We start from the raw sequence: 23,557 nt of genomic DNA, 5'->3' as shown, positions 1-23,557 counted from the left end.
CTCTGGAACGCCACAGGACTCCTAGTCTGCCTGCTGCTGACCGCCCTGCTCGCAGGCCCCGGCCTCGCCCAGGCGCAGGATGCCGGCGGCTGGTCGCAGCTGCACGACGGCGAAGGCCGCCTGCAGTTGCAGGACGTCCTCTCCGCACGCCTGCGCCCGCTGTTCAGCCCCCTCGACATCGAAGACCTGCACGCCCCCGCCGGCCCCGGCGCCATCTGGCTGCACTACCGCCTGCCGGCCAGCGACGCGCCGCGCCAGCTGCGCCTGTTCTCGCCGAGCCTGGACAGCCTGCAGCTCTACCTGCTGCACGGCTCGCAGCTGCTGGAAGAGCGCCAGGCCGGCAACCTCTACCCCGGCCAGCGCCCGCTGCTCAACAGCGACATCCTGCTGCCGCTGCGCAGCAGCCCGGAAGTCCTCGACCTCTACCTGCGCCTGAGCTCCAGCCAGAGCCTGCGCCCCACCATCAGCCTGGAAAGCGCCGAATACCCCGCCGGCCAGCAGCGCCCTCTGCAGTTCGGCATCCTGCTCGGCTGCCTGGGCATGCTGCTGCTCTACAACCTGGTGCGCTTCGCCTACAACCGCGTGCGCAGCGGCCTGTGGCTGGCCGGCGTGCACGCCGGGCTGCTGCTGGCCTGCCTGACGCTGTTCGGCCTGCTCAGCCCCTGGTACGGCACGCACCAGACCTGGCAGCCGCTGACCGCCCAGCTGGCCCTGCTGCTGGTGCTGTCCTGCGCCCTGGGCTACACCGCCAGCTTCTTCCACGGCCAGCCGCCGCGTCGGCCGCTGGGCCGCCTGCTGGCGCTGGGCAGCCTCGGCCTGCTGGGCTTCGGCGCGCTGCTGCACCTGGCCTTGGAGATTCCCACCAGCGACCTGCTCTACGGCCTGGTGGCGATCACCAGCCTGGGCATGTTCCTCGTCGCCGCCTACTACATGCGCCACGGCTACCGCCCGGCCCGCCTGTTCGTCATCGCCATGGGCGTGTTCGTCAGCGCCTGGCTGCTGAGCCTGCCGGCGCTGCTCGGCTACGTGCCGACGCACAGCGACTGGCTGGGCAGCGGCCTGCTCGGGCTGACCGCGGCGGTGGGCTTCCTGCTCAGCCTGGCCCTGGCCGAGCGCCAGCGCCAGTTGCAGCAGGAAAGCTTCGACGCCAGCCGCAAGCGCGCCGCCAGCAGCGCCGAACTCAAGGCCAAGGGCGAGTTCCTGGCCAAGATCAGCCACGAGATCCGCACCCCCATGAACGGCGTGCTGGGCATGACCGAGCTGCTGCTCGGCACCCCGCTGTCGGCCAAGCAGCGCGACTACGTGCAGACCATCCACAGCGCCGGCAACGAGCTGCTGGCGCTGATCAACGAGATCCTCGACATCTCCAAGCTGGAGTCCGGGCAGATCGAGCTGGACGAGGTGCAGTTCGACCTCGGCGCGCTGATCGAGGACTGCCTGGCGATCTTCCGGGTGCGCGCCGAGCAGCAGAAGATCGAACTGATCAGCTTCACCCAGCCGCAGGTGCCGCGGGTCATCAGCGGCGACCCCACGCGCCTGCGCCAGGTGCTGCTGAGCCTGCTGGACAACGCCTTCAAGCAGACCGAGGAAGGCGAGATCCTCCTGGTGGTGGCCCTCGACGGCCCGCCGGGCAAGACGCGCCTGCGCATCGCCGTGCAGGACAGCGGCCGCCCGCTGGACCCGAACGACCGCCAGGCGCTGCTCACCGCCGAGCTGCACAGCCGCGACTTCCTCTCCGCCACCCGCCTGAGCAGCCGCCTGGGCCTGGTGATCGCGCGCCAGCTGATCCAGCTGATGTCCGGCCAGTTGGGCATCGAGAGCGGCCTGGACAGCGGCGGCGACAGCGGCAACACCCTGTGGCTGAGCCTGCCGCTGGACCAGCAGATGCTCGAACACCCCACCGCCGACCTCGACAGCCCGCTGCAGGGCGCGCGCCTGCTGGTGGTGGACGACAACCAGACCTGCCGCAAGGTGGTGGTGCAGCAGTGCAGCGCCTGGGGCATGAACGTCAGCGCGGTCGCGTCCGGCAAGGAGGCCCTGGCCCTGCTGCGCACCAAGGCGCACCTGCGCGAGTACTTCGACGTGGTCCTGCTGGACCAGGACATGCCCGGCATGACCGGCATGCAGCTGGCGACCAAGATCCAGGAAGACCCCAACCTCAACCACGACATCCTGCTGATCATGCTCACCGGCATCAGCAACGCGCCGAGCAAGATCATCGCCCGCAACGCCGGGATCAAGCGCATCCTGGCCAAGCCGGTGGCCGGCTACACGCTCAAGGCCACCCTCGCCGACGAACTGGCCCAGCGCGGCCCCAGCGGCGTGACCAACTACCTGCCGGCAGCCAGCGAACCCGCGCCGCTGAGCCCGCCCAGCGACTTCCGCGTGCTGGTGGCCGAGGACAACAGCATCTCCACCAAGGTCATCCGCGGCATGCTCGGCAAGCTCGACCTGCACCCGGACACCGCCAGCAACGGCGAGGAAGCCCTGGCCGCGATGAAGGCCACCCAGTACGACCTGGTGCTGATGGACTGCGAGATGCCGGTGCTCGACGGCTTCTCCGCCACCGAGCGCCTGCGCGCCTGGGAAGCCAGCGAACACCGCCCGCACACCCCGGTGGTGGCGCTCACCGCGCACATCCTCAGCGAACACAAGGAACGCGCCCGCCTGGTGGGCATGGACGGGCACATGGCCAAGCCGGTGGAACTGTCGCAGCTGCGCGAGCTGGTGGCCTACTGGGTAGCCGAACGCGAACGCCGCCTGCGCCAGCAGAGCGACGCGGCGCTGCCGTCCTGACACCGGAATACCCCGTAGGGCGCATAACGCCTACGGCGTTATCCGCCATCGACCTCCCGTACCCGGCCCATCGGCGGATAACCGCGAACGGTTATTCGCCCTACGGCTCCGGGCACCACCCGCCCCGGACGATTGCCGCCGCGCAATGACCGCCCCCGCCGCGCCCGCTATGCTTCAGCCCCAAACAGAGGCCTCTCAGCCGGACGAGATTCCCCATGCATGTGCTGTTCAGCGTGTACCTGAAGATGCTGGTGCTCTACAGCCCCTTCTTCGTGCTTTCCTGCTTCATCAGCCTGAGCCGCGGCTTCGCCCCGCGCGACCGCAAGCGCATGGCCTGGCGCGTGGCCCTGGCGGCGCTGGTCGCCAGCGTGCTGCTGTACCTGTTCGGGCGCTACATCTTCACCCTCTTCGGCATCACCGCCGACGCCTTCCGCATCGGCGCCGGCAGCGTGCTGTTCATCTCCGCTCTGGGCATGGCCCAGGGCCGCTCGGCGGTGCAGAGCGACAACGTGCAGCAGGACGTCACCATCGTCCCGCTGACCATCCCCATCACCGTCGGCCCCGGCACCATCGGCGCGCTGCTGGTGATGGGCGTCGGCCAGCACTGGGAGGACAGGCTGCTGGCGCTGCTGGCGATCTTCCTCGCCTGCCTCACCCTCGGCGCCACCCTCTACCTGTCCGACCGCATCGAGCGGATGCTCGGCGAGCAGGGCCTGCAGATCGTCAGCCGGCTGATGGGCCTGTTCGTCTGCGCCCTGGCCGCGCAGATCATCATGACCGGGGTGCGCGGCTACTTCCTCCCCGCCGGCTGAGCGCGGCGCGCCCCATTTGGGGGCGATTCGTCCACGAAGCCCGCCGGCGCACCAAGATGGCGCCCCGAAAACCCTGGCCGAAGCGGCAAAAAACCCCGCGCAAGCCTTCTGCCACAGGGCTTTGCTCTGTTTGGCACGGATGCTGCGATAGCCCTCCCGACCCGCAGGGGTCCCCTACCCACTTCGGGAGGCTGCACAGGCGACGGCCCAGAATCCGCGCGGCACCCTCCCCGGTCCAGGAAGCCAAGGAGGCTGCCGCGATGAAACGTCGTCCCCTGTTGAAAAGCACCCTGGCGGTGAGCGCGCTGCTGCTCACCGGCCTGTTCCCCTTCAGCTCCCAGGCCGCCGAGACCATCAAGGTCGGCGTCCTGCATTCGCTGTCCGGCACCATGGCCATCTCCGAGACCTCGCTCAAGGACATGGCGCTGATGACCATCGACGAGATCAACGCCAAGGGCGGGGTGAACGGCAAGAAGCTGGAGCCGGTGGTGGTCGACCCGGCGTCGAACTGGCCGCTGTTCGCCGAGAAGGCGCGCCAGTTGCTGACCCAGGACAAGGTCGCGGTGGTCTTCGGCTGCTGGACCAGCGTGTCGCGCAAATCCGTGCTGCCGGTGTTCGAGGAACTCAACGGCCTGCTGTTCTACCCGGTGCAGTACGAGGGCGAGGAAATGTCGCCCAACGTCTTCTACACCGGCGCCGCGCCGAACCAGCAGGCCATCCCGGCGGTGGAATACCTGATGAGCGAGGACGGCGGCGCGGCCAAGCGCTTCTTCCTGCTCGGCACCGACTACGTCTACCCGCGCACCACCAACAAGATCCTGCGCGCCTTCCTGCACAGCAAGGGCGTGGCCGACAAGGACATCCAGGAGGTCTACACGCCCTTCGGCCACAGCGACTACCAGACCATAGTCGCCGACATCAAGAAGTTCTCCGCCGGCGGCAAGACCGCGGTGATCTCCACCGTCAACGGCGACTCCAACGTGCCCTTCTACAAGGAGCTGGCCAACCAGGGCCTGGAAGCCACCGAAGTGCCGGTGGTGGCCTTCTCGGTGGGCGAGGAAGAGCTGCGCGGCATCGACACCAAGCCGCTGGTGGGCAACCTGGCCGCGTGGAACTACTTCGAGTCGGTGAAGAACCCGCAGAACGAGAAGTTCGTCGCCGACTGGAAGGCCTACGCCAAGGCGAAGAACCTGCCGAACTACGCCACCGCCGTGACCAACGACCCGATGGAGGCCACCTACGTCGGCATCCACATGTGGGCCCAGGCGGTGGAGAAGGCCGGCAGCACCAACGTCGACAAGGTCCGCGAGGCCATGGGCGGGCAGACCTTCAAGGCGCCCTCGGGCTTCACCCTGACCATGGACAAGACCAACCACCACCTGCACAAGCCGGTGATGATCGGCGAGATCCAGGACGACGGGCAGTTCAACGTGGTCTGGAAGACCCCCGAGCCGATCCGCGCCCAGCCGTGGAGCCCGTTCATCCCGGGCAACGACAAGAAGCCGGACTACGCGGTGAAGAGCAACTGAGCCGGCGCTCGCCAGAGCCCCTCTCTCCAGGAGAGGGGACGCCACGCCAACCTCACGCGCGACAGTGAGCTCCATGCTCCCGGTCGCGTGCCGTACGGCCCCCTCTCCCTTCAGGGAGAGGGCTGGGGAGAGGGTGCTCTGGCCCAAGCGCCAGCCTCTCAGGAACCACACCATGCCGACTGCCCTATACCGCCTGCTCCAGACCTGCGCCCTCGCGCTGGCCACCCTGCTCGCCCTGCCCGCCCTCGCCGGCCCCGCGCAGGACTTCGCCGCCGCCGACAATGCCGGCCGCGCCTCCCTGCTCGAAAGCTGGGCCGCCGCCCCCGAGGCCGAGCGCCTGCCGCTGCTCGAGACCATCCAGGCCGGCCGCTTCGCCGTCGACGCGCAGAACCACGCCTTCCTCCTCGGCGACGACAAGCAGTACCGCCCCGCCGAAGGCGACGCCGCCCCCGCCGGCGAGCCCGACAAGCTGCGCCTGAACAACCGCCTGCGCGGCCTGCTGAATACCGCGCTAGCCAGCCACCAACTGGTGACGAAGGACCCGACGCTGCGCCTGGAAGCCGCGCGCCAGCTGCAGAAGACGGCCAAGCCCGCGCAACGCGACCTGCTCGCCCAGCGCAGCGAAGCCGAGACCGACGACAAGGTGAAGGCCGCCCTGCAACTGGCCCTGGCCAACCTGCAACTGGCCGACGCCGACCCGCAGGTGCGCCTCTCCGCCGTGCGCCTGCTCGGCGAATCCGGCGACCCGCTGGCCCTGACGCGCCTGCAGAACCTGCTCGACCCGGCCGTGGAAGCCGACGAGCAGGTACGCACCGCCGCCGCCACCAGCCTGGCCCAGGTCAAGCGCCGGCTGCTGGTCGGCGACCTGCTCGGCCAGGCCTTCAGCGGCCTGTCGCTGGGCTCCATCCTGCTGCTGGCGGCCCTGGGCCTGGCCATCACCTACGGCCTGCTGGGCGTCATCAACATGGCCCACGGCGAGATGCTGATGCTCGGCGCCTACTCCACCTACGTGGTGCAGTCGCTGCTGCAGCGCTTCGCCCCAGGCCTACTGGAGTACTACCCGCTGCTGGCGCTGCCGGTGGCCTTCGGCGTCACCGCGGCCATCGGCATGGCCCTGGAGCGCACGGTGATCCGCCACCTCTACGGCCGCCCGCTGGAGACCCTGCTGGCCACCTGGGGCATCAGCCTGGTGCTGATCCAGCTGGTGCGCGTGCTGTTCGGCGCGCAGAACGTCGAGGTGGCCAACCCGGCCTGGCTGTCCGGCGGCATCCAGGTGCTGCCGAACCTGGTGCTGCCGTGGAACCGCATCGTCATCATCGGCTTCGCCCTGTTCGTGCTGGCGCTCACCTGGCTGCTGCTCAACCGCACGCGGCTGGGCCTGAACGTCCGCGCGGTGACGCAGAACCGCAACATGGCGGCCTGCTGCGGCGTGCCCACCGGGCGCGTGGACATGCTCGCCTTCGGCCTCGGCTCGGGCATCGCCGGGCTCGGCGGAGTGGCCCTGTCGCAGGTCGGCAACGTCGGCCCGGACCTGGGCCAGAGCTACATCATCGACTCCTTCCTGGTGGTGGTGCTGGGCGGCGTCGGCCAGCTCGCCGGCAGCGTCTGCGCGGCCTTCGGCCTGGGCGTGGCGAACAAGATCCTCGAACCGCAGATCGGCGCGGTGCTGGGCAAGATCCTGATCCTGGCGCTGATCATCCTGTTCATCCAGAAACGACCGCAGGGGCTCTTCGCTCTGAAAGGGAGGGTCATCGATTGAACCAGCTTCCAACCCTCGCTACGGCCGCTTTTCGTAGGAGCGAGCTTGCTCGCGAACAGCCCCCGCAGCGAATCCGTTCGCGAGCAAGCTCGCTCCTACAGGAAGCCGTGGAGGCTCGTCCATGAACCAGCCACTCACCGTGACGGCCGCGCAGAAGGCCGGCCCGAAACTCACCGCCGGCATCGTCGGCGCCGCGCTCATCGCGCTGCTGATCCTGCCGCTGCTGCACCTGCTGCCCGAGGACAATGCCCTGCACCTGTCGGCCTACGGCCTGACGCTGACCGGCAAGATCCTCTGCTACGCCATAGTCGCCCTGGCCCTGGACCTGGTCTGGGGCTATGCCGGGCTGCTGTCCCTGGGCCACGGCCTGTTCTTCGCCCTGGGCGGCTACGCCATGGGTATGTACCTGATGCGCGAGGCCGCAGGCAGCGACCTGCCGGCGTTCATGACCTTCCTGTCGTGGAACGAGCTGCCCTGGTACTGGGCCGGCACCCAGCACTTCCTCTGGGCGCTGTGCCTGGTGGTGCTGGCGCCGGGGCTGCTGGCCCTGGTGTTCGGCTTCTTCGCCTTCCGCTCGCGGATCAAGGGCGTGTACTTCTCGATCATGACCCAGGCCCTGACCTTTGCCGGCATGCTGCTGTTCTTCCGCAACGAGACCGGCTTCGGCGGCAACAACGGCTTCACCAGCTTCCGCAGCATCCTCGGCTTCCCGATCACCGCGCCGGGCACCCGCGCCGCGCTGTTCCTGGCCATCGTCCTGCTGCTGGCGGCGAGCCTGGCGCTGGGCTTCGCCCTGGCGCGGAGCAAGTTCGGCCGGGTGCTCACCGCCCTGCGCGACGCCGAGAACCGCCTGATGTTCTGCGGCTACGACCCGCGCGGCTACAAGCTGTTCGTCTGGACGCTGAGCGCGGTGATCTGCGGCCTGGCCGGCGCGCTGTTCGTGCCGCTGGTGGGCATCATCAACCCCAGCGAGATGTCGCCGACCAACTCCATCGAGGCCGCGGTGTGGGTGGCCCTGGGCGGGCGCGGCACGCTCATCGGCCCGCTGCTCGGCGCCGGCGTGGTGAACGGCGCCAAGAGCTGGTTCACCGTGGCCTTCCCGGAGTACTGGCTGTTCTTCCTCGGCGCCCTGTTCATCGTCGTCACCCTGTACCTGCCCCGGGGCATCCTCGGGCTGATCAAGCGGGAGAAAGCGCAATGAGAGCCGTGCCCCACCTGATGCTGGAACCGGCCTTCGACCCCAGCGGCACCAGCCGCGACGCCGTCGGCCTGGGCGCCAGCGCGCGCGAAGGCCTGGACGTGCGCCACGGCACCATCCTCACCCTGGAAGACATCAACGTCAGCTTCGACGGCTTCCGCGCCCTGCGCGACCTGACCCTGTACATCGGCGTCGGCGAGCTGCGCTGCATCATCGGCCCCAACGGCGCGGGCAAGACCACGCTGATGGACGTGATCACCGGCAAGACCCGCCCCGACAGCGGCAAGGCCTACTTCGGCGAAACCTACGACCTGCAGCGCATGAGCGAGGTGCAGATCGCCCAGGCCGGCATCGGCCGCAAGTTCCAGAAGCCCACGGTGTTCGAGGCGCTCTCGGTGTTCGAGAACCTGGAACTGGCGCAGAAGGCCGACAAGTCGGTGTGGGCCAGCCTGCGGGCGAAGCTGTCCGGCGAGCAGAAGGACCGCATCGAGGAAGTGCTGGCCACCATCCGCCTCGGCGAGTCGCGGCGGCGCCCGGCGGGGCTGCTGTCCCACGGCCAGAAGCAGTTCCTGGAGATCGGCATGCTGCTGGTGCAGGAACCGCAACTGCTGCTGCTCGACGAACCGGTGGCGGGCATGACCGACGCCGAGACCGAGTTCACCGCCGAACTCTTCAAGTCCCTCGCCGGCCAGCACTCGCTGATGGTGGTGGAGCACGACATGGGCTTCGTCGGCAGCATCGCCGACCACGTCAGCGTGCTGCACCAGGGCCACGTGCTGGCCGAGGGTTCGCTGGAAGAAGTGCAGGCCAACGAACAGGTGATCGAAGTCTATCTGGGGCGCTGACGCGCCAGCTGCAAGCTGCAAGCTGCAAGCTGCAAGCTGCAAGCTGCAAAACGAGGCTGACCGCTCTTTCTTGTGGCTTGAAGCTTGGGGCTTGAAGCTGCAGCAATCGAGGAATCCAACCGTGCTCCAAGTCCAACAGCTGCACCAATACTACGGCGGCAGCCACATCCTCCGCGGCCTGTCGTTCGACGTGAAGATCGGCGAAGTCACCTGCCTGCTCGGGCGCAATGGCGTGGGCAAGACCACCCTGCTGCGCTGCCTGATGGGGCTGGTGCCGGCGCGCGAAGGCAGCGTCAGCTGGGAGGGCAAGGCCATCACGGCTTTCAAGCCGCATCAGCGGGTGCATGCCGGCATCGCCTACGTGCCCCAGGGGCGCGAGATCTTCCCGCGGCTGAGCGTGGAGGAGAACCTGCTGATGGGGCTTTCGCGCTTCGGCGCGAAAGAGGCCAAGGCGGTTCCCGAGTTCATCTACGAGCTGTTCCCGGTGCTGCGCGAGATGAAGCAGCGCCGCGGCGGCGACCTCTCCGGCGGCCAGCAGCAACAGCTGGCCATCGGCCGCGCCCTGGCCAGCCGCCCGCGCCTGCTGATCCTCGACGAGCCCACCGAAGGCATCCAGCCCTCGGTGATCAAGGAGATCGGCGCGGTGATCCGCAAGCTCGCCGAGCGCGGCGACATGGCCATCCTGCTGGTGGAGCAGTTCTACGACTTCGCCGCCGAGCTGGCCGACCAGTACCTGGTGATGGCCCGCGGCGAGATCGTCCAGCAGGGCCGTGGCGCGGACATGGAAAGCCAAGGGGTGCGCGGCCTGGTCGCCATCTGACGTAGGGCGTATAACGCTCCGCGTTATACGCCGCCTGACCTTGGCCCCAGGCCGCTCGGTGTCGACCTGGACATCACCGAGGCCGACTTCGGAGCGGCCGGGGAGATTGGTGTATCGGCGTATAACCGCGAACGGTTATACGCCCTACGCTCCATGATGGTGCACGGCGCCCGCCGATGCACCGCAATCGCGCCCATACCTGACCACCCGGACAACCCCGTCCCCCGTCGCGGGCCAGGCTTTCCACGCCCACGCACTATCCTGGCGCAGAAGGCACGCCAATTGCTCTATCCAGGGCAACCGCAGCCGAACCCGAGCCCCATGAACGCACCCGCCGCCCTCTTCCACCCCGCCTGGCACGCCGAGCTGGAGCTGGCCTACGCCCGCGTCGGCGACGGCACGCGGCCGGTGAAGCGGCGCCACCTGGGGCCATTGCGGGTGCAGAAGCACCTCTACGCCGAGGGCCCGCAGGTCTGCCAGCACATCGTGGTGCACCCGCCCGGTGGCATCGCCGGGGGCGATACCCTGGCCCTGGACATCCATGCCGGCCCCGGCGCCTGGGCGCAGCTCACCAGCCCCGGCGCGGCCAAGTGGTACCGCGCCGCCACGCCGGCCAGCCAGCGCCTGCGCATCCGCGTCGAGCCCGGCGCCACCCTGGAATGGCTGCCCCAGGAAACCATCGTGTTCTCCGGCGCCCGGGCCGAGCTGCGCAGCGACATCGAGTTGCTCGGCGACGCCCGCCTGTTCTACTGGGACCTGGTCGCCCTCGGCCGCCCCGCCGCCGGCGAGCGCTTCGACCAGGGCCGCTTCGCCGCGCGGCTGGACATCCGCCGCGACGGCCAGCGCCTGTGGCACGAACGCCAGCGCATCGACGGCGGCGACCGCCTGCTGGACTCGCCCATCGGCCTGGCCGGGCAGCCGGTGATGGCCACCCTGATCGCCAGCGGGCAGATCGACGCCGAGCTGCTGGAAGCCTGCCGCGCGCTACCCTGCGGCGGGCGCGGCAACCTCACCCAGTTGCCCGGCCTGCTGGTCGCCCGCTGCCTGGCCGCCGAGGCGCTGCACGCCCGCGCCTGGCTCATCGAACTCTGGCGCCGGCTGCGGCCCGCGCTGCTCGGCCGCGAGGCCGTTCCCCCGAGAATCTGGAGCACCTGAGATGGACTTGACGCCCCGCGAGAAAGACAAGCTGCTGATCTTCACCGCCGGCCTGGTGGCCGAACGGCGCCTGGCCCGCGGCCTGAAGCTGAACCACCCGGAAGCCATCGCGCTGATCTCCGCCGCCCTGCTCGAAGGCGCCCGCGACGGCCGCACGGTGGCCGAGCTGATGCACTATGGCACCACCCTGCTCAGCCGCGAGCAGGTGATGGAAGGGGTGCCGGAGATGACCCCGGAAATCCAGGTGGAGGCCACCTTCCCCGACGGCACCAAGCTGGTCACCGTGCACCAGCCCATCGCCTGACAGCCGGCGCAGACCGGCGACCTTCGACTGAACCTGCCCAAGGAACCCCCATGCACATCCGCGATGCCCAGCCCGCCGACCTCGAAGCCCTGCGCGACATCTACAACGACGCCGTGCTCAACACCACCGCGATCTGGAACGAGGTCGCCATCGACCTCGACAACCGCCGCGCCTGGCTGGAACTGCGCGCCCAGCAGGGCTTCCCGGTGCTGGTGGCCGAGGACGCCGGCCAAGTGCTCGGCTACGCCAGCTACGGCCCCTGGCGCGCCTTCGACGGCTTCCGCGAAACCGTCGAGCACTCGGTCTACGTGCGCGCCGACCAGCGCGGCAAGGGCGTGGGCCCGCAGCTGATGCAGGCGCTGATCGACCGCGCCCGGGCCCAGGGCCTGCACGTGATGGTGGCGGCCATCGAGAGCGGCAACGCCGCCTCCATCCGCCTGCACGAACGCCTGGGCTTCGCCGTCACCGGGCAGATGCCGCAGGTGGGCCAGAAGTTCGGCCGCTGGCTCGACCTGACCTTCATGCAACTGACCCTCGACCCAAGGAGCGCCCCATGATCCCTGGCGAATACGACGTCCAGCCCGGCGAGATCGAACTCAACGCCGGCCGCCGCACGCTGGCCCTGACGGTGGCCAACAGCGGCGACCGGCCGATCCAGGTCGGCTCGCACTACCACTTCTACGAGACCAACGACGCCCTGCGCTTCGACCGCGAAGCGGCCCGCGGCATGCGCCTGAACATCCCGGCCGGCACCGCGGTGCGCTTCGAACCGGGGCAGAGCCGCGAGGTGGAGTTGGTGGAGCTGGCTGGCGAGAGAAAGGTTTACGGCTTCGCTGGGCGAGTGATGGGCGCGCTGTAAATCCGTGCCAGCAACAAGAACACCCTCTCCCTAACCCTCTCCCTGAAGGGAGAGGGGACCGTCCGGTGCAGGATGAAACCTTGACGTCAGCCGGCACGGACAGCTCCCTCTCCCTTCAGGGAGAGGGCGGGGGGAGAGGGCAAAGGTTGAGCCCCAAGCGAAAGGCTCAGGAAAAGACTCGTAGGATGGGTTGAGCACAGCGAAACCCATCAACTCGCAACGATGGGTTACGCCGCTGCGCGGCTAACCCATCCTACGGACAGGATCGGTACCGATGAAGATTTCCCGCCAAGCCTACGCCGACATGTTCGGCCCCACCGTCGGCGACCGCGTGCGCCTGGCCGACACCGAGCTGTGGATCGAGGTGGAGCAGGACTTCACCGTCTACGGCGAGGAGGTGAAGTTCGGCGGCGGCAAGGTCATCCGCGACGGCATGGGCCAGGGCCAGCTGCCGGCCGCCGAGGTGGTCGACACCGTCATCACCAACGCGCTGATCCTCGACCACTGGGGCATCGTCAAGGCCGACGTGGGCCTGAAGGACGGGCGCATCAAGGCCATCGGCAAGGCCGGCAACCCGGACATCCAGCCCGGCGTCGGCATCGCCCTGGGCGCCAGCACCGAGGTGATCGCCGGCGAGGGCATGATCCTCACCGCCGGCGGCATCGACACCCACATCCACTTCATCTGCCCGCAGCAGATCGAAGAGGCGCTGATGAGCGGGGTGACCACCATGATCGGCGGCGGCACCGGGCCGGCCACCGGCACCAACGCCACCACCTGCACCTCCGGGCCCTGGCACCTGGCGCGCATGCTCCAGGCCGCCGACGCCTTCCCGATGAACATCGGCTTCACCGGCAAGGGCAACGCCAGCCTGCCGCTGCCGCTGGAGGAACAGGTGTGCGCCGGGGCCATCGGCCTGAAGCTGCACGAGGACTGGGGCACCACCCCGGCGGCGATCGACAACTGCCTGGGCGTGGCCGACCGCTACGACGTGCAGGTGGCCATCCACACCGACACCCTCAACGAATCCGGCTTCGTCGAGACCACCCTGGCCGCCTTCGCCGGCCGCACCATCCACACCTACCACACCGAGGGCGCCGGCGGCGGCCACGCGCCGGACATCATCCGCGCCTGCGGCTTCGCCAACGTGCTGCCCAGCTCCACCAACCCGACGCGGCCCTTCACCCGCAACACCATCGACGAGCACCTGGACATGCTCATGGTCTGCCACCACCTGGACCCGAGCATCGCCGAGGACGTGGCCTTCGCCGAGTCGCGCATCCGCCGCGAGACCATCGCCGCCGAGGACATCCTCCACGACCTGGGCGCCTTCAGCATGATCAGCTCCGACAGCCAGGCCATGGGCCGCGTCGGCGAGGTCATCACGCGCACCTGGCAGACCGCCGACAAGATGAAGAAGCAGCGCGGCGCCCTGCCCGGCGACGGCGCGCGCAACGACAACTTCCGCGCCAGGCGCTACATCGCCAAATACACCATCAACCCGGCGATCACCCACGGCGTGAGCCACGAAGTGGGCAGCATCGAGGTGGGCAAGCTGGCCGACCTGGTGCTCTGGCGCCCGGCCTTCTTCGGCGTGAAGCCGAGCCTGATCCTCAAGGGCGGCGCCATCGCGGCGAGCCTGATGGGCGACGCCAACGCCTCCATCCCCACCCCGCAGCCGGTGCACTACCGGCCGATGTTCGCCAGCTTCGGCGGCAGCCGCCACGCCACCAGCCTGACCTTCCTCAGCCAGGCCGCCTGGGAGGCCGGCCTGCACGCGCGCCTGGGCCTGCACAAGGCCATCGGCGTGGTGCAGGGCTGCCGCACGCTGCGCAAGACCGACCTGATCCACAACGCCTACCTGCCGCACATCGAGGTCGACCCGCAGAACTACCAGGTGCGCGCCGACGGCCAGCTGCTGTGGTGCGAACCGGCCGAGGTGCTGCCCATGGCGCAGCGTTATTTCCTGTTCTGAGCACCCGCCCAGGAACACCCTCGTAGGATGGTGTTGAGCGAAGCGATACCCATCGCCACGGCGTAGCCTGCAATCCTACGCCTCACCGCCCACGCCATTCCCCTGTAGGAGCGCGCCCTGCGCGCGATTCGCGGGCAGGGCCCGCTCCTACAGGTGGCTGAAATCCACCGGGAAAATTCAGAAGACCGCCCCCGCCGGACGCGCTTCGCATTTCCCCCGGGAGTCCAGCCCCTACGCTGGCAGGGCCTCTGTGCCCGCTAGAACAACAAGGACTCCCGATGAAACGACTGACCGCCGCCCTGGCCCTGGCACTGGGCCTTTGCGCCTGCGCCCAGGCCGCCGCCCCCGCGCCCATCACCCTGGGCCTCAACTACCCCCGCACCGGCAGCTACCAGAACGAAGGGCGCGACCAGATGCGCGGCGCCCTGCTGGCCATCGACGAGATCAACGCCAACGGCGGCGTGCTCGGCCGCTCGCTGCGGCTGTCCAGCCACGACAGCGCCTCGCGCTCGAAGAAGGCCGTGGCCAACGTCGACAAGCTGGCCGACGAGGGCGCCGCCATGCTCTTCGGCGGCGCCTCCAGCGCCGTGGCCATCGCCGCCGGCAAGCGCGCCGCCGAGCGCGGGCTGCTGTACTTCGGCGCCGTCACCTACTCCAACGACACCACCGGCAAGGACGGCCACCGCTACATGTTCCGCGAGGGCATCAGCGCCTGGATGAGCGCGCGGGTACTGGGCCAGTACCTGGCGCAGAAGCACCCGGGCAGCCGCTACTTCTACGTCACCTCCGACTACACCTGGGGCCACACCACCGAGGCCTCGCTGCGCCAGACCACCGACACCCGCGACCCCGCCCGCCACCCCGGGCGGCGCATCCCCTTCCCGGCCATCGGCCTGTCGCACTACCAGGACAGCCTGGCCCAGGCCGCCGCCAGCGACGCCCAGGTGCTGGTCCTGGTGCTGTTCGGCCGCGACCTGGTGCGCGCCATGCAGGTGGCCCACGACCTGGGCCTGACGCGGCGCATGCAGGTGGTGGCGCCGAACCTGACGATGAACGTGGTCGAGCAGGCCGGGCCGAGCATCATGGAAGGCGTGGTCGGCACCGAGCCCTGGACCTGGCGCGTGCCGGAGCGGGAGAACAGCGCCCGTGGCAAGGCCTTCGTCGCCAGCTACGCCGAGCGCTACCAGAAGTACCCGTCCAGCTCCGCCGCCTCGGCCTACAGCATCGTCTACCAGTGGGCGGACGCCGCGCGGCGCGCCAACAGCCTGGACAGCGAGGCGCTGATCAGGGCCCTGGAGGGCCACCGCTACAGCCTGCTCAAGGGCGAGCAGTACTGGCGCGCCTTCGACCACCAGAACGTGCAGCGCATCTATGCGGTACGGGTGAAGCCCCGCAGCGAGGTACTGAAGGACCGCTTGCGCCAGGACTACTTCGAGATCGTCCACCAGCTCGACGGCGACCAGGCCGCCCCCAGCCTGGAGGAATGGCAGGCCGAACGGCGCGCCGCCGGCAAGCCGCTGCAACTGATGTGAAGGGCGCGCTCAGCGCAGCTGGCTGTCCTTGCTGCCGCGCCGGTTGTAGCCGGCGAAGGCCGCCTGCTCCCGGTCGTGGGCGGCCTGGCAGTTCACGCACAGGCGCACGCCGGGCACGGCCTTGCGCCGCGCCTCGGGGATGGGCGCATCGCACTCCTCGCAATGCGTCAGGCTCTCGCCGCGGGGCAACTGGCTGCGCGCCCGGGCGACGGCGTCCTCGATGGTGCTGTCGATCTGTTCCTGCACGGCGCCGTCGTTCGCCCAACCACTGGCCATGGCAACCTCCGATCAAACTTTGTACAGATTGCAGATATGGACGCCCCGGCGGCCGATTGCAAGGGCAACGGCTGCGCGAAAAGGTGGCGGGGTGCGCTGAAAAGCCCCTTCCCCGGGCGCCGCGCAACGAGAACAATAGCGCGCTTTCCCGTCATGGATGTTCCCCGATGCGAATCCTCCCGTCCCGTCTCCGCCACGGCCTGCCGCTGGCGCTCTGCGCCCTGCTCGGCGCCCAGGCCCAGGCCTCCGGGGCCACCAGCGTCGAAGCCGACCTGGTCGACGCCAACCGCTACCTGCTGCTCTACAGCGCAACCGCCGACGAACGCTTCCTCGAACGCCTGGACGCCACCGGCAAGCACCTGCAGGCCGCCCTCGGGCAGCGCCAGGACGCCGCGGCGCTGCGCGCGCTCTGGGCCAGCTACGAGCAGGGCCGGCAACAGATGCTGGCCGAGCACGCCGCCCGCAAGCTCGACCAGAATGGCGAGATGGCCCGCAGCCTGAAGCTGGCCGAGCCCCTGGACGCCTACCTGCAGGCCCACCCGCTGGCCGCGCCGGGCCTGGCCGACGACCTGCGCAGCCGCGCCCTGCTCACCGCCCGCCTGGCCAACCTGCAGAAGGTCGACGGCCCGCGCGCCGAGGCCGAGGCGGCGAACGTCAAGGCCCTGGACGAACGCATCCAGCAGCGCATCGACGCCCTGGCGCAGAGCAACCCCGCCCTGCACGACGAACTGGACAGGCGCTGGCGCTACCTGCAGGTCAGCCAGCGCAATGGCCAGCAACTGCTCTACCCCTTCAACGCGCAGATCGAGGCCATGCTCGGCAAGCTGGCCGGCGCCTGACCGGGGCCGGCCGTCCCGGCCGGAGTCGGTCTACCGCAGACTCGGAATCGTCCGATAGGCGGCACCGGATGGGCCACCCAAGAATGGCGGCCCCATCGCCAGGAGCCGCCCCATGCACCGCCTCGTCCTTTCCCTGCTGCTGAGCCTGCTCGTCACCCTGCCCGGCATGGCCCGGGCCGACGACCTCGACGCCACCCTGCAGGCCGCGCAGCGCTACCTGCTGCTCTACAGCGCCACCGGCGACGAACGTTTCCTCAAGCGCCTGCAACGGCTCGACGAGATCTTCCACGCCCAGGTCGCCGAACAGCGCAACGGCGAGACGCTCCAGGACATCTGGTCGCTCTACGGCGAAACGGTGGAACGCGTGGAAAGCGGCTACGAGCAGAGCGGCCCGGCGCTGCGCGAGGCCCTCGCCCAGGCCCTGGAGGTCTCGGCGCTGCTACAGGAGTTCCGCGTGCAGCTGCCGCCGCCGGGCGAAGCGAGCCTGGCGGCCAACCTGCAGCGCCTGGCGCTGCTCAAGGCCAAGCGCGCCAACCACAAGCTGCTGGGGGCGGACGACGGGAGCCTGGACGAGCAGGTCGCCGGCCTGCGCGAAGCCATCGCGGCCCAGTTCGCCAGCCTGCCGGAAACCCCCGAGGGCGAGGCCATGCGCGCCCGCTGGCGCTACCTGCAGCTGACCGAGCGGCCGGCCGGCACCCTGCTCTACCCGTTCAACGCCCAGGTCGAGTACCTGCTGCACAAGCTCGAAGAGGGCCGGGAAGGCTAGGCCCTATTCCTTCACTTCCATGTATTCCCGAGCGAAGATCTGGTACTCCTCCGGCAGGGTGTACTTCTTCGCCAGCTCCGAGGCGGTCAGGTCGGAGGCATCGACGCCGCGCTGCTCGCGCAGGCAGTCGTAGGTGGCCTTGATGGCGGCGAAGTAGGCGGCATGGCCGTCCACCACGATGCGCACGCCGAGCCTGGCCAGGCGCTTGTCGTCGTGCAGCTTCGGGTTGCCGTAGGACACCAGCATCAGCGGCACGCTCAGGTGGCGGGCGATGGCCTCCAGGTGCTCGAAGTCGCGGATGCCGACCATGCAGATGCCGTCGGCGCCGGCGGCCTGGTAGGCCAGGGTGCGGCGGATCACGTCGTCCACCTCGATTACCTCGGCGTTGGTCCGGGCGATGATCGCCATCTCCTGGTCCACCCGCGCCTCCAGCGCCGCGCGGATCTTGCCCACGCCCTCCTCCACCGGGATCAGGTCGGTGGACTTGCGGCCGAACTGCGCCGGCAGCAGGGTGTCCTCGATGGTCAGCGCGGCGACGCCGGCACGCTCCAGCTCGACGATGGTGCGCATCACGTTCAGCGCGTTGCCGTAGCCGTGGTCGGCGTCGGCGATCACCGGCAGGCGCGCGACGCGGCCGATGCGGGTGGCCTGCTCGACGAACTCGCTGAGGGTGATGAGGGCGAAGTCGGGCGCCGCGAGCACTTGTAGCGAAGCTACAGAACCACCCAGGATGCCGACCTCGAAGCCGAGGTCGCCGGCGATGCGCGCCGACATCGGGTCGAACACCGATGCCGTGTGGTAGCAGGAGGAAGAGTTCAGCAACGCCCGGAAACTCTGGCGTAGCTCGTGGTGGGAGGCTCTGTGCATGGTGGGATCCAACTGCGACCTGGAGGTGGGAAGGGGCTCTGCGGAATCAGTAAACTCATGTAGCAAAACTACAGGATGGCAAATGTAGCAAAACTACAAAGCCTTCCCAAGCACTCTATCGCCTTCACCGTCCAGCGGCACATGAGCCGATAGTCGAGCAGCGCCATGCGCACTCGCGTAAACTGCGCGGCCGTTTTTTCGCCGGACCTTTCCGCCATGCTGCACTCCACTGACGCCCGCGCCCTGGGCATCGACTTCGGCACCTCCAACTCCACCGTCGGCTGGTGGCGCCCGGGGACGGAACCGCTGATCGCACTGGAAGACGGCAAGATCACCCTGCCCTCGGTGGTCTTCTTCAACACCGAGGAGCGCCGCCCGGTCTACGGCCGCCTGGCCCTGGCCGAATACCTGGAAGGCTACGAGGGGCGCCTGATGCGCTCGCTGAAGAGCCTGCTCGGCTCGCCCCTGCTCAAGAGCGAGACCACGGTGCTGGGCAGCGCCCTGCCGTTCAAGGACCTGCTCGGGCTGTTCATCGGCGAGCTGAAGCGGCGCGCCGAGGCCGTCGCCGGCCGCGAGTTCGAGGCCGTGGTGCTGGGCCGCCCGGTGTTCTTCGTCGACGACGACGCCGAGGCCGACCGCGAGGCCCAGGACACCCTGGTGGCAGTGGCGCGCAAGCTCGGCTTCAAGGACATTTCCTTCCAGTACGAGCCCCTGGCCGCGGCCTTCGACTACGAGCGCGGCATCGCGCGCGAGGAGCTGGTGCTGATCGTCGACATCGGCGGCGGCACCTCGGACTTCTCCCTGGTGCGCCTGGCCCCGGAGCGCCGCGAGCAGGCCGAGCGCCAGGCCGACATCCTGGCCACCGGCGGCGTGCACATCGGCGGCACCGACTTCGACAAGCAGCTCAGCCTGCAGGGCGTGATGCCGCTGTTCGGCTACGGCAGCCGGATGAAGTCCGACGCGCTGATGCCCACCAGCTACCACCTGAACCTGGCCACCTGGCACACCATCAACGCGGTGTACGCGCAGAAGTCGCAGCTGGCGCTGAAGAACATGCGCTACGACATCGTCGACGGCACCGGCATCGACCGCCTGTTCCGCCTCATCGAGCAGCGCGCCGGGCACTGGCTGGCGATGCAGGTGGAGGCCAGCAAGATCGAGCTGAGCGACAGCCAGCGCCGCGACATCGACCTGGCGCGCATCGAGCCGGGCCTGGTGGCCGAGCTGACCCGCGGGCTGTTCGAGGGCGCCATCGAGCCGCAGCTGGAACGCGTGCGCGCCGGCATCACCCGCCTGCTGGGCGACGCCGACCTCGACCCGGCGCGGGTCGACACCGTGTTCTTCACCGGCGGCTCCAGCGGCGTGCCGGCCCTGCGCCAGAGCGTGGCGGCCATGCTGCCCAACGCCCGCCACGTCGACGGCGACCGCTTCGGCGGCATCGGCAGCGGCCTGGCCATCGAGGCGAAGAAGCGTTACGGCTGAGCTCCTACGCACGCCCTCAACCGTAGGGCGGATAACCGTTCGCGGTTATCCGCCGTTTAGCCATCGGCCGGGGGCAGTCGGCTGCTGCTTTTCGTAGGAGCGAGCTTGCTCGCGAAGGGTGCCTCCCGGATGTACTGGCGTTGAACCTACCTCCGTACCCTCTCCCCAGCCCTCTCCCTGAAGGGAGAGGGGGCTTGTCCGTGCCGAGAAAAGGCAAGTTTCAGCCGGCAGGCCCTACGCTAGCCGACTGACTCAAGAACACCCGAACACGCCGAACGGTCCCCTCTCCCTTCAGGGAGAGGGTTAGGGAGAGGGAGCGGAGTTGATCCTGCGCGCCTGTGCCCCCTGTGAACGCAAGCCCGCGCCTCCCCCCCACCCCCGCCAATTTTTCGAACTCCCGCCCCAGGCCCCGACTCGAAACTGGACCACCCACAGGTCCGAGCCGACAAGGAGGCCCCATGTACCGGCAAGCCCTGCTGACCGCCACCGCCCTGGCCCTGCTCGCGGGCTGTTCCCATGAATCCACCCGGGTGCAGAACCCGGTCAACCTGGTGACCTACCGCGACGAGCCGCTGGTGCGCGACGTGCACGACGGCATGAGCAAGGACGAGGTACTGCGCGTCGGCGGCCCGCCTTCCAGCACCCAGGCGCGGGCGTACAAGGCCGGTAGCTGCAACAGCTACATCCTCAACCGGGAAGGCCGCGAGCAGCCCTACTACGTGACCTTCGACGACCAGGGCAGGGTCGACGGGACGGGCTTCCTGAGCTGCTCCGAGCGCGACCGCCACGACCGCGACGCGCACCCCTGAGGCCCGGCCGGCGGCGCTCAGCTGAGCGCCGCCACCAGTTCGGCCTTGGTCATCCGCCAGCGCCCGCGCACACCCGCGCGGGCCGCGCGCGCCAGCAGTTCCTTGCGCGTCATGCCCAGCAGCTTGGCGGTGGCCGGCTTGCTGCGCCGGGCGAGCCTGGCCAGGGCGTCCACCTCTTCCGGGCTGAGGCCCAGCTTCCCGTAATGCGCCTGAACGTGCGCCCGCTGCTTCTCGTGGCGTGCCGAGTGGCCCTGCGTACCGTTGCGCGGCATGGCAATCTCCTTCTGCGAGAGGGGAACAGAGCAATGGACCAGGCGCCGCGGAAAATATTCAGGCGATATCGATGCCGTCTATCATGCGAGCAGGAAAAACAGGAGAGGACCTCATGAAACACCACATCGTCGAATTGCCCGCCTTCAGCGTGGTGGGCCTGGAATACCGCGGCGACGGCCAGGAGGGCGGCATCGGCCAGCTCTGGCAGCGCTTCCTGCCGCGCGAGGGCGAGGTCGCCGCGCGGGCCGACGACCGCAGCGCCTATGGCATCTGCGCCCAGGCCGCCGGCGGCGTCTTCCACTACATCGCCGGGCTGCCGGTGGCGCCAGGCGCCGCGGTGCCCGAGGGCATGGTGAGGTTCGAGGTGCCGGCGCAGAAGTACGCGGTGTTCACCCACGTCGGGCCGGTGGAAGGCATCGCCGACAGCTTCCAGCGCATCCACGCCGAGCTGCTGCCCCAGCGCGGGCTGGAGCCGCGCCAGGCGCCGGCCTTCGAGCGCTACACCGAGCGCTTCCACGGGCCGGACGACGCCGCCTCGGAAACCGACCTGTACATCCCGGTCTACTGACTCAGCGCTTCGGCGCCCGGGCCGGCTGCTTCATCTGCGCCAGCAGGGCGGCGCACTGGTTGTCGTCGTTCTTGCTCGGCGCGATCAGCGCCAGCAGCCCGGCCGCCGGCCCCGCCGCCACGCCCAGGGCCACCATGCCGGCGCCGCGGGCGATCAGCGGGCCGGCGTGCACCCCAGCCTTCGGGTTCTTGAAGGTGCCCTGCACGTAGAGCGGCGAGCGCAGCGAGAACAGCCGCACGCCCTTGCTGTGGGGGATGATGTCCAGGTCCAGCTGCTCGGTGGCGAAGTTGCTGGTGCCCTCGACGTTGATGATGGCGTTCTCGGTGTCGAAGGCGAAGATCCGCGGCTGGGCCAGGCCCTTGGCGATGCCGACGTCGGCCGCCGCGCAGTTGATCTTCACGTCGTCGTCGCCGAACAGCCTGGTCACCAGGTAGTTGCCGACGTTGAGCCCGGCGATCTCCATCAGCCCCTTGCTGATCCGCCCGTCGTTGACCAGCAGTTTGATCTCGCCGTCGGCGCCGCCGAGGATGGCCGCCACCGAGTTGCCGGTGCCGCTCAGGGCGGCGTCGCCGTTGAGTTCGCCGAAACTGGTCTGCATCGGCGCGAAGCTGGGGAACAGCTGCTTGAGCTTGAAGCCGCGGGCCTGCAGCTGCACCCGGCTCTGCAGCGGCGTCTTGCCGCCGTCCAGGCGGATCTGCGCGGTCAGGCTGCCGCCGGCCACGCCGAAGCGCAGCGGGTCCAGGCGCAGCAGGCCGTCTTCCAGGCGCAGGTGGGTCTGCAGGTCGCTGATGGGCAGCTTGTCGCTGTGGACGATGCGCTTGCCGGCGAACGCCACGTCGGCGTCCATGGCGCGCCAGCGCTCGGTGCGGAACTCCTCCACCGGCAGCACCTTGTCCGCCGGCTGGCGGGTGCTCTGGCCGCGCGCCTGCTTCTGCGCGTTGGTGTCGGCGCCGATCAGCGGGCCCAGGTCGACCATGCGCAGTTGCTCGGAGGTCAGCTTGCCGCTGAGTTTCGGCCGCGGCTGGCCGTTGACGAAGGTCAGGCTGCCGTGCAGGTCGCTTTCGCCGACCTTGCCGTTGAAGTTCTGGTATTCGAAGCGCGCCCCGGCGGGGTCGTGCAGCTGCGCCCGCAGGCGGCCGTCGGTGGCGTAGGCCGGGGTGTCGGGGAGGGTCACGCCGGTCAGCGGGTAGAGGTTGGCCATGCTGTTGCCGGCCAGCTTCAGGCGCAGGTCCAGGGCGCCCAGGTGCAGCGGGTCGGTGAGGGTGCCGACTACCGCCGCGCGGGTGTCGCCCACCTTCACCTCGGCCTGCAGCGGGAAGGGCCGGCTGGCGTCCTCCAGGGCCAGCACGCCGCCGACCTTGCCCTCGCCGGCCAGCGGCAGGCCCTTGTAGGTGCCGCGCACCTTCCAGCCGAACACGTAGTCCTGGGTGGCCGCCGCCTGCTCGCCGCCCAGCGCCTTGCCGGCCAACTGGGCGAAGGGCACCGGCTTGCCGAGGCTGTCCACCAGCACCTCCAGGCGCGTCTTCAGGGTCTGGTCGTCGAAGCCCACGCGGCCCTTGTCGAAGCCGATCTCGCCGATGGCCAGCGACCAGGGCGTGGGCTGCCCGGCCTCGCCCTCTTCCTTGGCCGGCAGGGTGAAGGTCCAGTTGGCGCGGCCGTCGGCCAGGCGCAGCAGGTCGGCGCTGGGCTGCGTCAGGCGCACCTGCGGGATCACCACCTGGTGCCACAGCAGCGGCAGCGGCGAAAGGCGGAACTCCACGTACCTGAGGCTGGCGAACTCGGCCGCGCGGGTCTTGCCCACCGCCCAGTCGGGGTTGCCCAGGGTGATGTCGCTGGCGGCGAAGTGCGGCCAGGGCACCCAGGCGCGCCAGCCGCCCTCCTCCGGCTCGCGCTGCCAGAGCACCTGCAGTTCGCCGTTGATGGCGAAGGGGCGGCCGATGGCGGCGGAGACCTTGTCGTTGATCAACGGCCGCACGCGGTTCCAGTCGAAGGTGGCGATGAACGCCAGCGCCGCCACCACCAGGGTGAGCAGGCCGGCAAGGCCGAACAGGCAGATTTTCGCGCCGCGCGTCATGCAGAACTCCTTGTCGCCG

General features: G+C 69.4%; 22 protein-coding genes. 18 read left to right on the top strand and 4 right to left on the bottom strand.

Features of this window, described 5'->3' with window-relative positions:
• Nucleotides 1-30 precede the first annotated feature (30 nt).
• The 13 genes from CHC02_RS03280 to CHC02_RS03220 all read left to right on the top strand — a co-directional run bounded on the left by CHC02_RS03280 (nucleotide 31) and on the right by CHC02_RS03220 (nucleotide 15,584).
• Complete coding sequence (locus CHC02_RS03280; RefSeq protein ID WP_425320248.1) at nucleotides 31-2,796, top strand: hybrid sensor histidine kinase/response regulator; 2,766 nt, start codon at nucleotides 31-33, stop codon at nucleotides 2,794-2,796.
• A gap of 215 nt (nucleotides 2,797-3,011) precedes the next feature.
• The gene (locus CHC02_RS03275) at nucleotides 3,012-3,608 is read left to right on the top strand and encodes a MarC family protein (RefSeq protein WP_089390086.1); all 597 of its coding nucleotides are present in this window, start codon (nucleotides 3,012-3,014) and stop codon (nucleotides 3,606-3,608) included.
• A gap of 260 nt (nucleotides 3,609-3,868) precedes the next feature.
• Nucleotides 3,869-5,137: an urea ABC transporter substrate-binding protein gene (urtA, locus tag CHC02_RS03270; RefSeq protein WP_089390085.1), complete on the top strand. Its 1,269-nt coding sequence runs from the start codon at nucleotides 3,869-3,871 to the stop codon at nucleotides 5,135-5,137.
• Nucleotides 5,138-5,309: 172 nt separating this feature from the next.
• Nucleotides 5,310-6,896 carry an urea ABC transporter permease subunit UrtB gene (gene urtB, locus CHC02_RS03265; RefSeq protein WP_089390084.1) on the top strand — a complete coding sequence of 529 codons (1,587 nt, stop codon included), beginning with the start codon at nucleotides 5,310-5,312 and terminating at the stop codon, nucleotides 6,894-6,896.
• A gap of 121 nt (nucleotides 6,897-7,017) precedes the next feature.
• Nucleotides 7,018-8,097: an urea ABC transporter permease subunit UrtC gene (urtC, locus tag CHC02_RS03260; protein WP_089390083.1), complete on the top strand. Its 1,080-nt coding sequence runs from the start codon at nucleotides 7,018-7,020 to the stop codon at nucleotides 8,095-8,097.
• On the top strand, nucleotides 8,094-8,939 hold the full coding sequence (urtD, locus tag CHC02_RS03255) for an urea ABC transporter ATP-binding protein UrtD (RefSeq protein ID WP_089390082.1): 846 nt from the start codon (nucleotides 8,094-8,096) through the stop codon (nucleotides 8,937-8,939). The genes urtC and urtD overlap by 4 nt, the downstream gene beginning before the upstream one ends.
• A 121-nt stretch (nucleotides 8,940-9,060) precedes the next feature.
• The gene (gene urtE / locus CHC02_RS03250; RefSeq protein ID WP_089390081.1) at nucleotides 9,061-9,759 is read left to right on the top strand and encodes an urea ABC transporter ATP-binding subunit UrtE; all 699 of its coding nucleotides are present in this window, start codon (nucleotides 9,061-9,063) and stop codon (nucleotides 9,757-9,759) included.
• A 321-nt stretch (nucleotides 9,760-10,080) separates the two neighbouring features.
• Entirely contained in the window at nucleotides 10,081-10,914 is an 834-nt protein-coding gene (locus tag CHC02_RS03245) for an urease accessory protein UreD (RefSeq protein WP_089390080.1), read from the top strand.
• 1 nt (nucleotide 10,915) lies between these two features.
• Entirely contained in the window at nucleotides 10,916-11,218 is a 303-nt protein-coding gene (locus CHC02_RS03240; RefSeq protein WP_089390079.1) for an urease subunit gamma, read from the top strand.
• A gap of 50 nt (nucleotides 11,219-11,268) precedes the next feature.
• The gene (locus tag CHC02_RS03235) at nucleotides 11,269-11,775 is read left to right on the top strand and encodes a GNAT family N-acetyltransferase (protein ID WP_089390078.1); all 507 of its coding nucleotides are present in this window, start codon (nucleotides 11,269-11,271) and stop codon (nucleotides 11,773-11,775) included.
• The gene (locus CHC02_RS03230; RefSeq protein WP_089390077.1) at nucleotides 11,772-12,077 is read left to right on the top strand and encodes an urease subunit beta; all 306 of its coding nucleotides are present in this window, start codon (nucleotides 11,772-11,774) and stop codon (nucleotides 12,075-12,077) included. Before CHC02_RS03235 ends, CHC02_RS03230 begins: the two co-directional genes overlap by 4 nt.
• Nucleotides 12,078-12,351: 274 nt before the next feature.
• Nucleotides 12,352-14,052: an urease subunit alpha gene (ureC, locus tag CHC02_RS03225; RefSeq protein ID WP_089390076.1), complete on the top strand. Its 1,701-nt coding sequence runs from the start codon at nucleotides 12,352-12,354 to the stop codon at nucleotides 14,050-14,052.
• A gap of 278 nt (nucleotides 14,053-14,330) precedes the next feature.
• Entirely contained in the window at nucleotides 14,331-15,584 is a 1,254-nt protein-coding gene (locus tag CHC02_RS03220; RefSeq protein WP_089390075.1) for an ABC transporter substrate-binding protein, read from the top strand.
• Between the two features lie 9 nt (nucleotides 15,585-15,593).
• Here CHC02_RS03220 and CHC02_RS03215 read toward each other — a convergent pair whose 3' ends face one another.
• On the bottom strand, nucleotides 15,594-15,860 hold the full coding sequence (locus tag CHC02_RS03215) for a DksA/TraR family C4-type zinc finger protein (protein ID WP_089390074.1): 267 nt from the start codon (nucleotides 15,858-15,860) through the stop codon (nucleotides 15,594-15,596).
• 167 nt (nucleotides 15,861-16,027) lie between these two features.
• Here CHC02_RS03215 and CHC02_RS03210 point away from each other — a divergent pair, with 167 nt between their 5' ends.
• Together CHC02_RS03210 and CHC02_RS03205 are read left to right on the top strand one after the other, a co-directional pair.
• Nucleotides 16,028-16,699: a hypothetical protein gene (locus CHC02_RS03210; RefSeq protein WP_089390073.1), complete on the top strand. Its 672-nt coding sequence runs from the start codon at nucleotides 16,028-16,030 to the stop codon at nucleotides 16,697-16,699.
• Between the two features lie 112 nt (nucleotides 16,700-16,811).
• Entirely contained in the window at nucleotides 16,812-17,465 is a 654-nt protein-coding gene (locus CHC02_RS03205) for a hypothetical protein (RefSeq protein ID WP_089390072.1), read from the top strand.
• 3 nt (nucleotides 17,466-17,468) lie between these two features.
• On the opposite strand, the gene CHC02_RS03200 is transcribed toward CHC02_RS03205, so the two are convergent.
• Entirely contained in the window at nucleotides 17,469-18,332 is an 864-nt protein-coding gene (locus tag CHC02_RS03200; protein ID WP_089390071.1) for an isocitrate lyase/PEP mutase family protein, read from the bottom strand.
• A 216-nt stretch (nucleotides 18,333-18,548) separates the two neighbouring features.
• On the opposite strand from CHC02_RS03200, the gene CHC02_RS03195 reads away from it, so the two are divergent.
• Together CHC02_RS03195 and osmE are read left to right on the top strand one after the other, a co-directional pair.
• On the top strand, nucleotides 18,549-19,814 hold the full coding sequence (locus CHC02_RS03195) for an Hsp70 family protein (RefSeq protein WP_089390070.1): 1,266 nt from the start codon (nucleotides 18,549-18,551) through the stop codon (nucleotides 19,812-19,814).
• Between the two features lie 458 nt (nucleotides 19,815-20,272).
• Nucleotides 20,273-20,623, top strand: coding sequence for an osmotically-inducible lipoprotein OsmE (gene osmE, locus CHC02_RS03190; RefSeq protein WP_089390069.1), 351 nt, complete (start codon nucleotides 20,273-20,275; stop codon nucleotides 20,621-20,623).
• Nucleotides 20,624-20,640: 17 nt separating this feature from the next.
• On the opposite strand, the gene CHC02_RS03185 is transcribed toward osmE, so the two are convergent.
• A complete protein-coding gene (locus CHC02_RS03185; RefSeq protein ID WP_089390068.1) occupies nucleotides 20,641-20,895 on the bottom strand; it encodes a hypothetical protein in 255 nt (84 codons plus the stop codon).
• A 113-nt stretch (nucleotides 20,896-21,008) separates the two neighbouring features.
• On the opposite strand from CHC02_RS03185, the gene CHC02_RS03180 reads away from it, so the two are divergent.
• Nucleotides 21,009-21,464 (top strand): GyrI-like domain-containing protein, encoded by a 456-nt coding sequence (locus CHC02_RS03180; RefSeq protein WP_089390067.1) that lies wholly within the window; start codon nucleotides 21,009-21,011, stop codon nucleotides 21,462-21,464.
• Between the two features lies 1 nt (nucleotide 21,465).
• Here CHC02_RS03180 and CHC02_RS03175 read toward each other — a convergent pair whose 3' ends face one another.
• Nucleotides 21,466-23,538, bottom strand: coding sequence for an AsmA family protein (locus tag CHC02_RS03175; RefSeq protein ID WP_089390066.1), 2,073 nt, complete (start codon nucleotides 23,536-23,538; stop codon nucleotides 21,466-21,468).
• Nucleotides 23,539-23,557: the final 19 nt, after the last annotated feature.

The sequence above is a fragment of the Pseudomonas delhiensis genome, from assembly GCF_900187975.1.
GTDB classification, from domain to species: domain Bacteria; phylum Pseudomonadota; class Gammaproteobacteria; order Pseudomonadales; family Pseudomonadaceae; genus Pseudomonas; species Pseudomonas delhiensis.
Note: the sequence above shows the minus strand (reverse complement) of the source record. Positions and strands in the feature narration are given on the sequence as shown.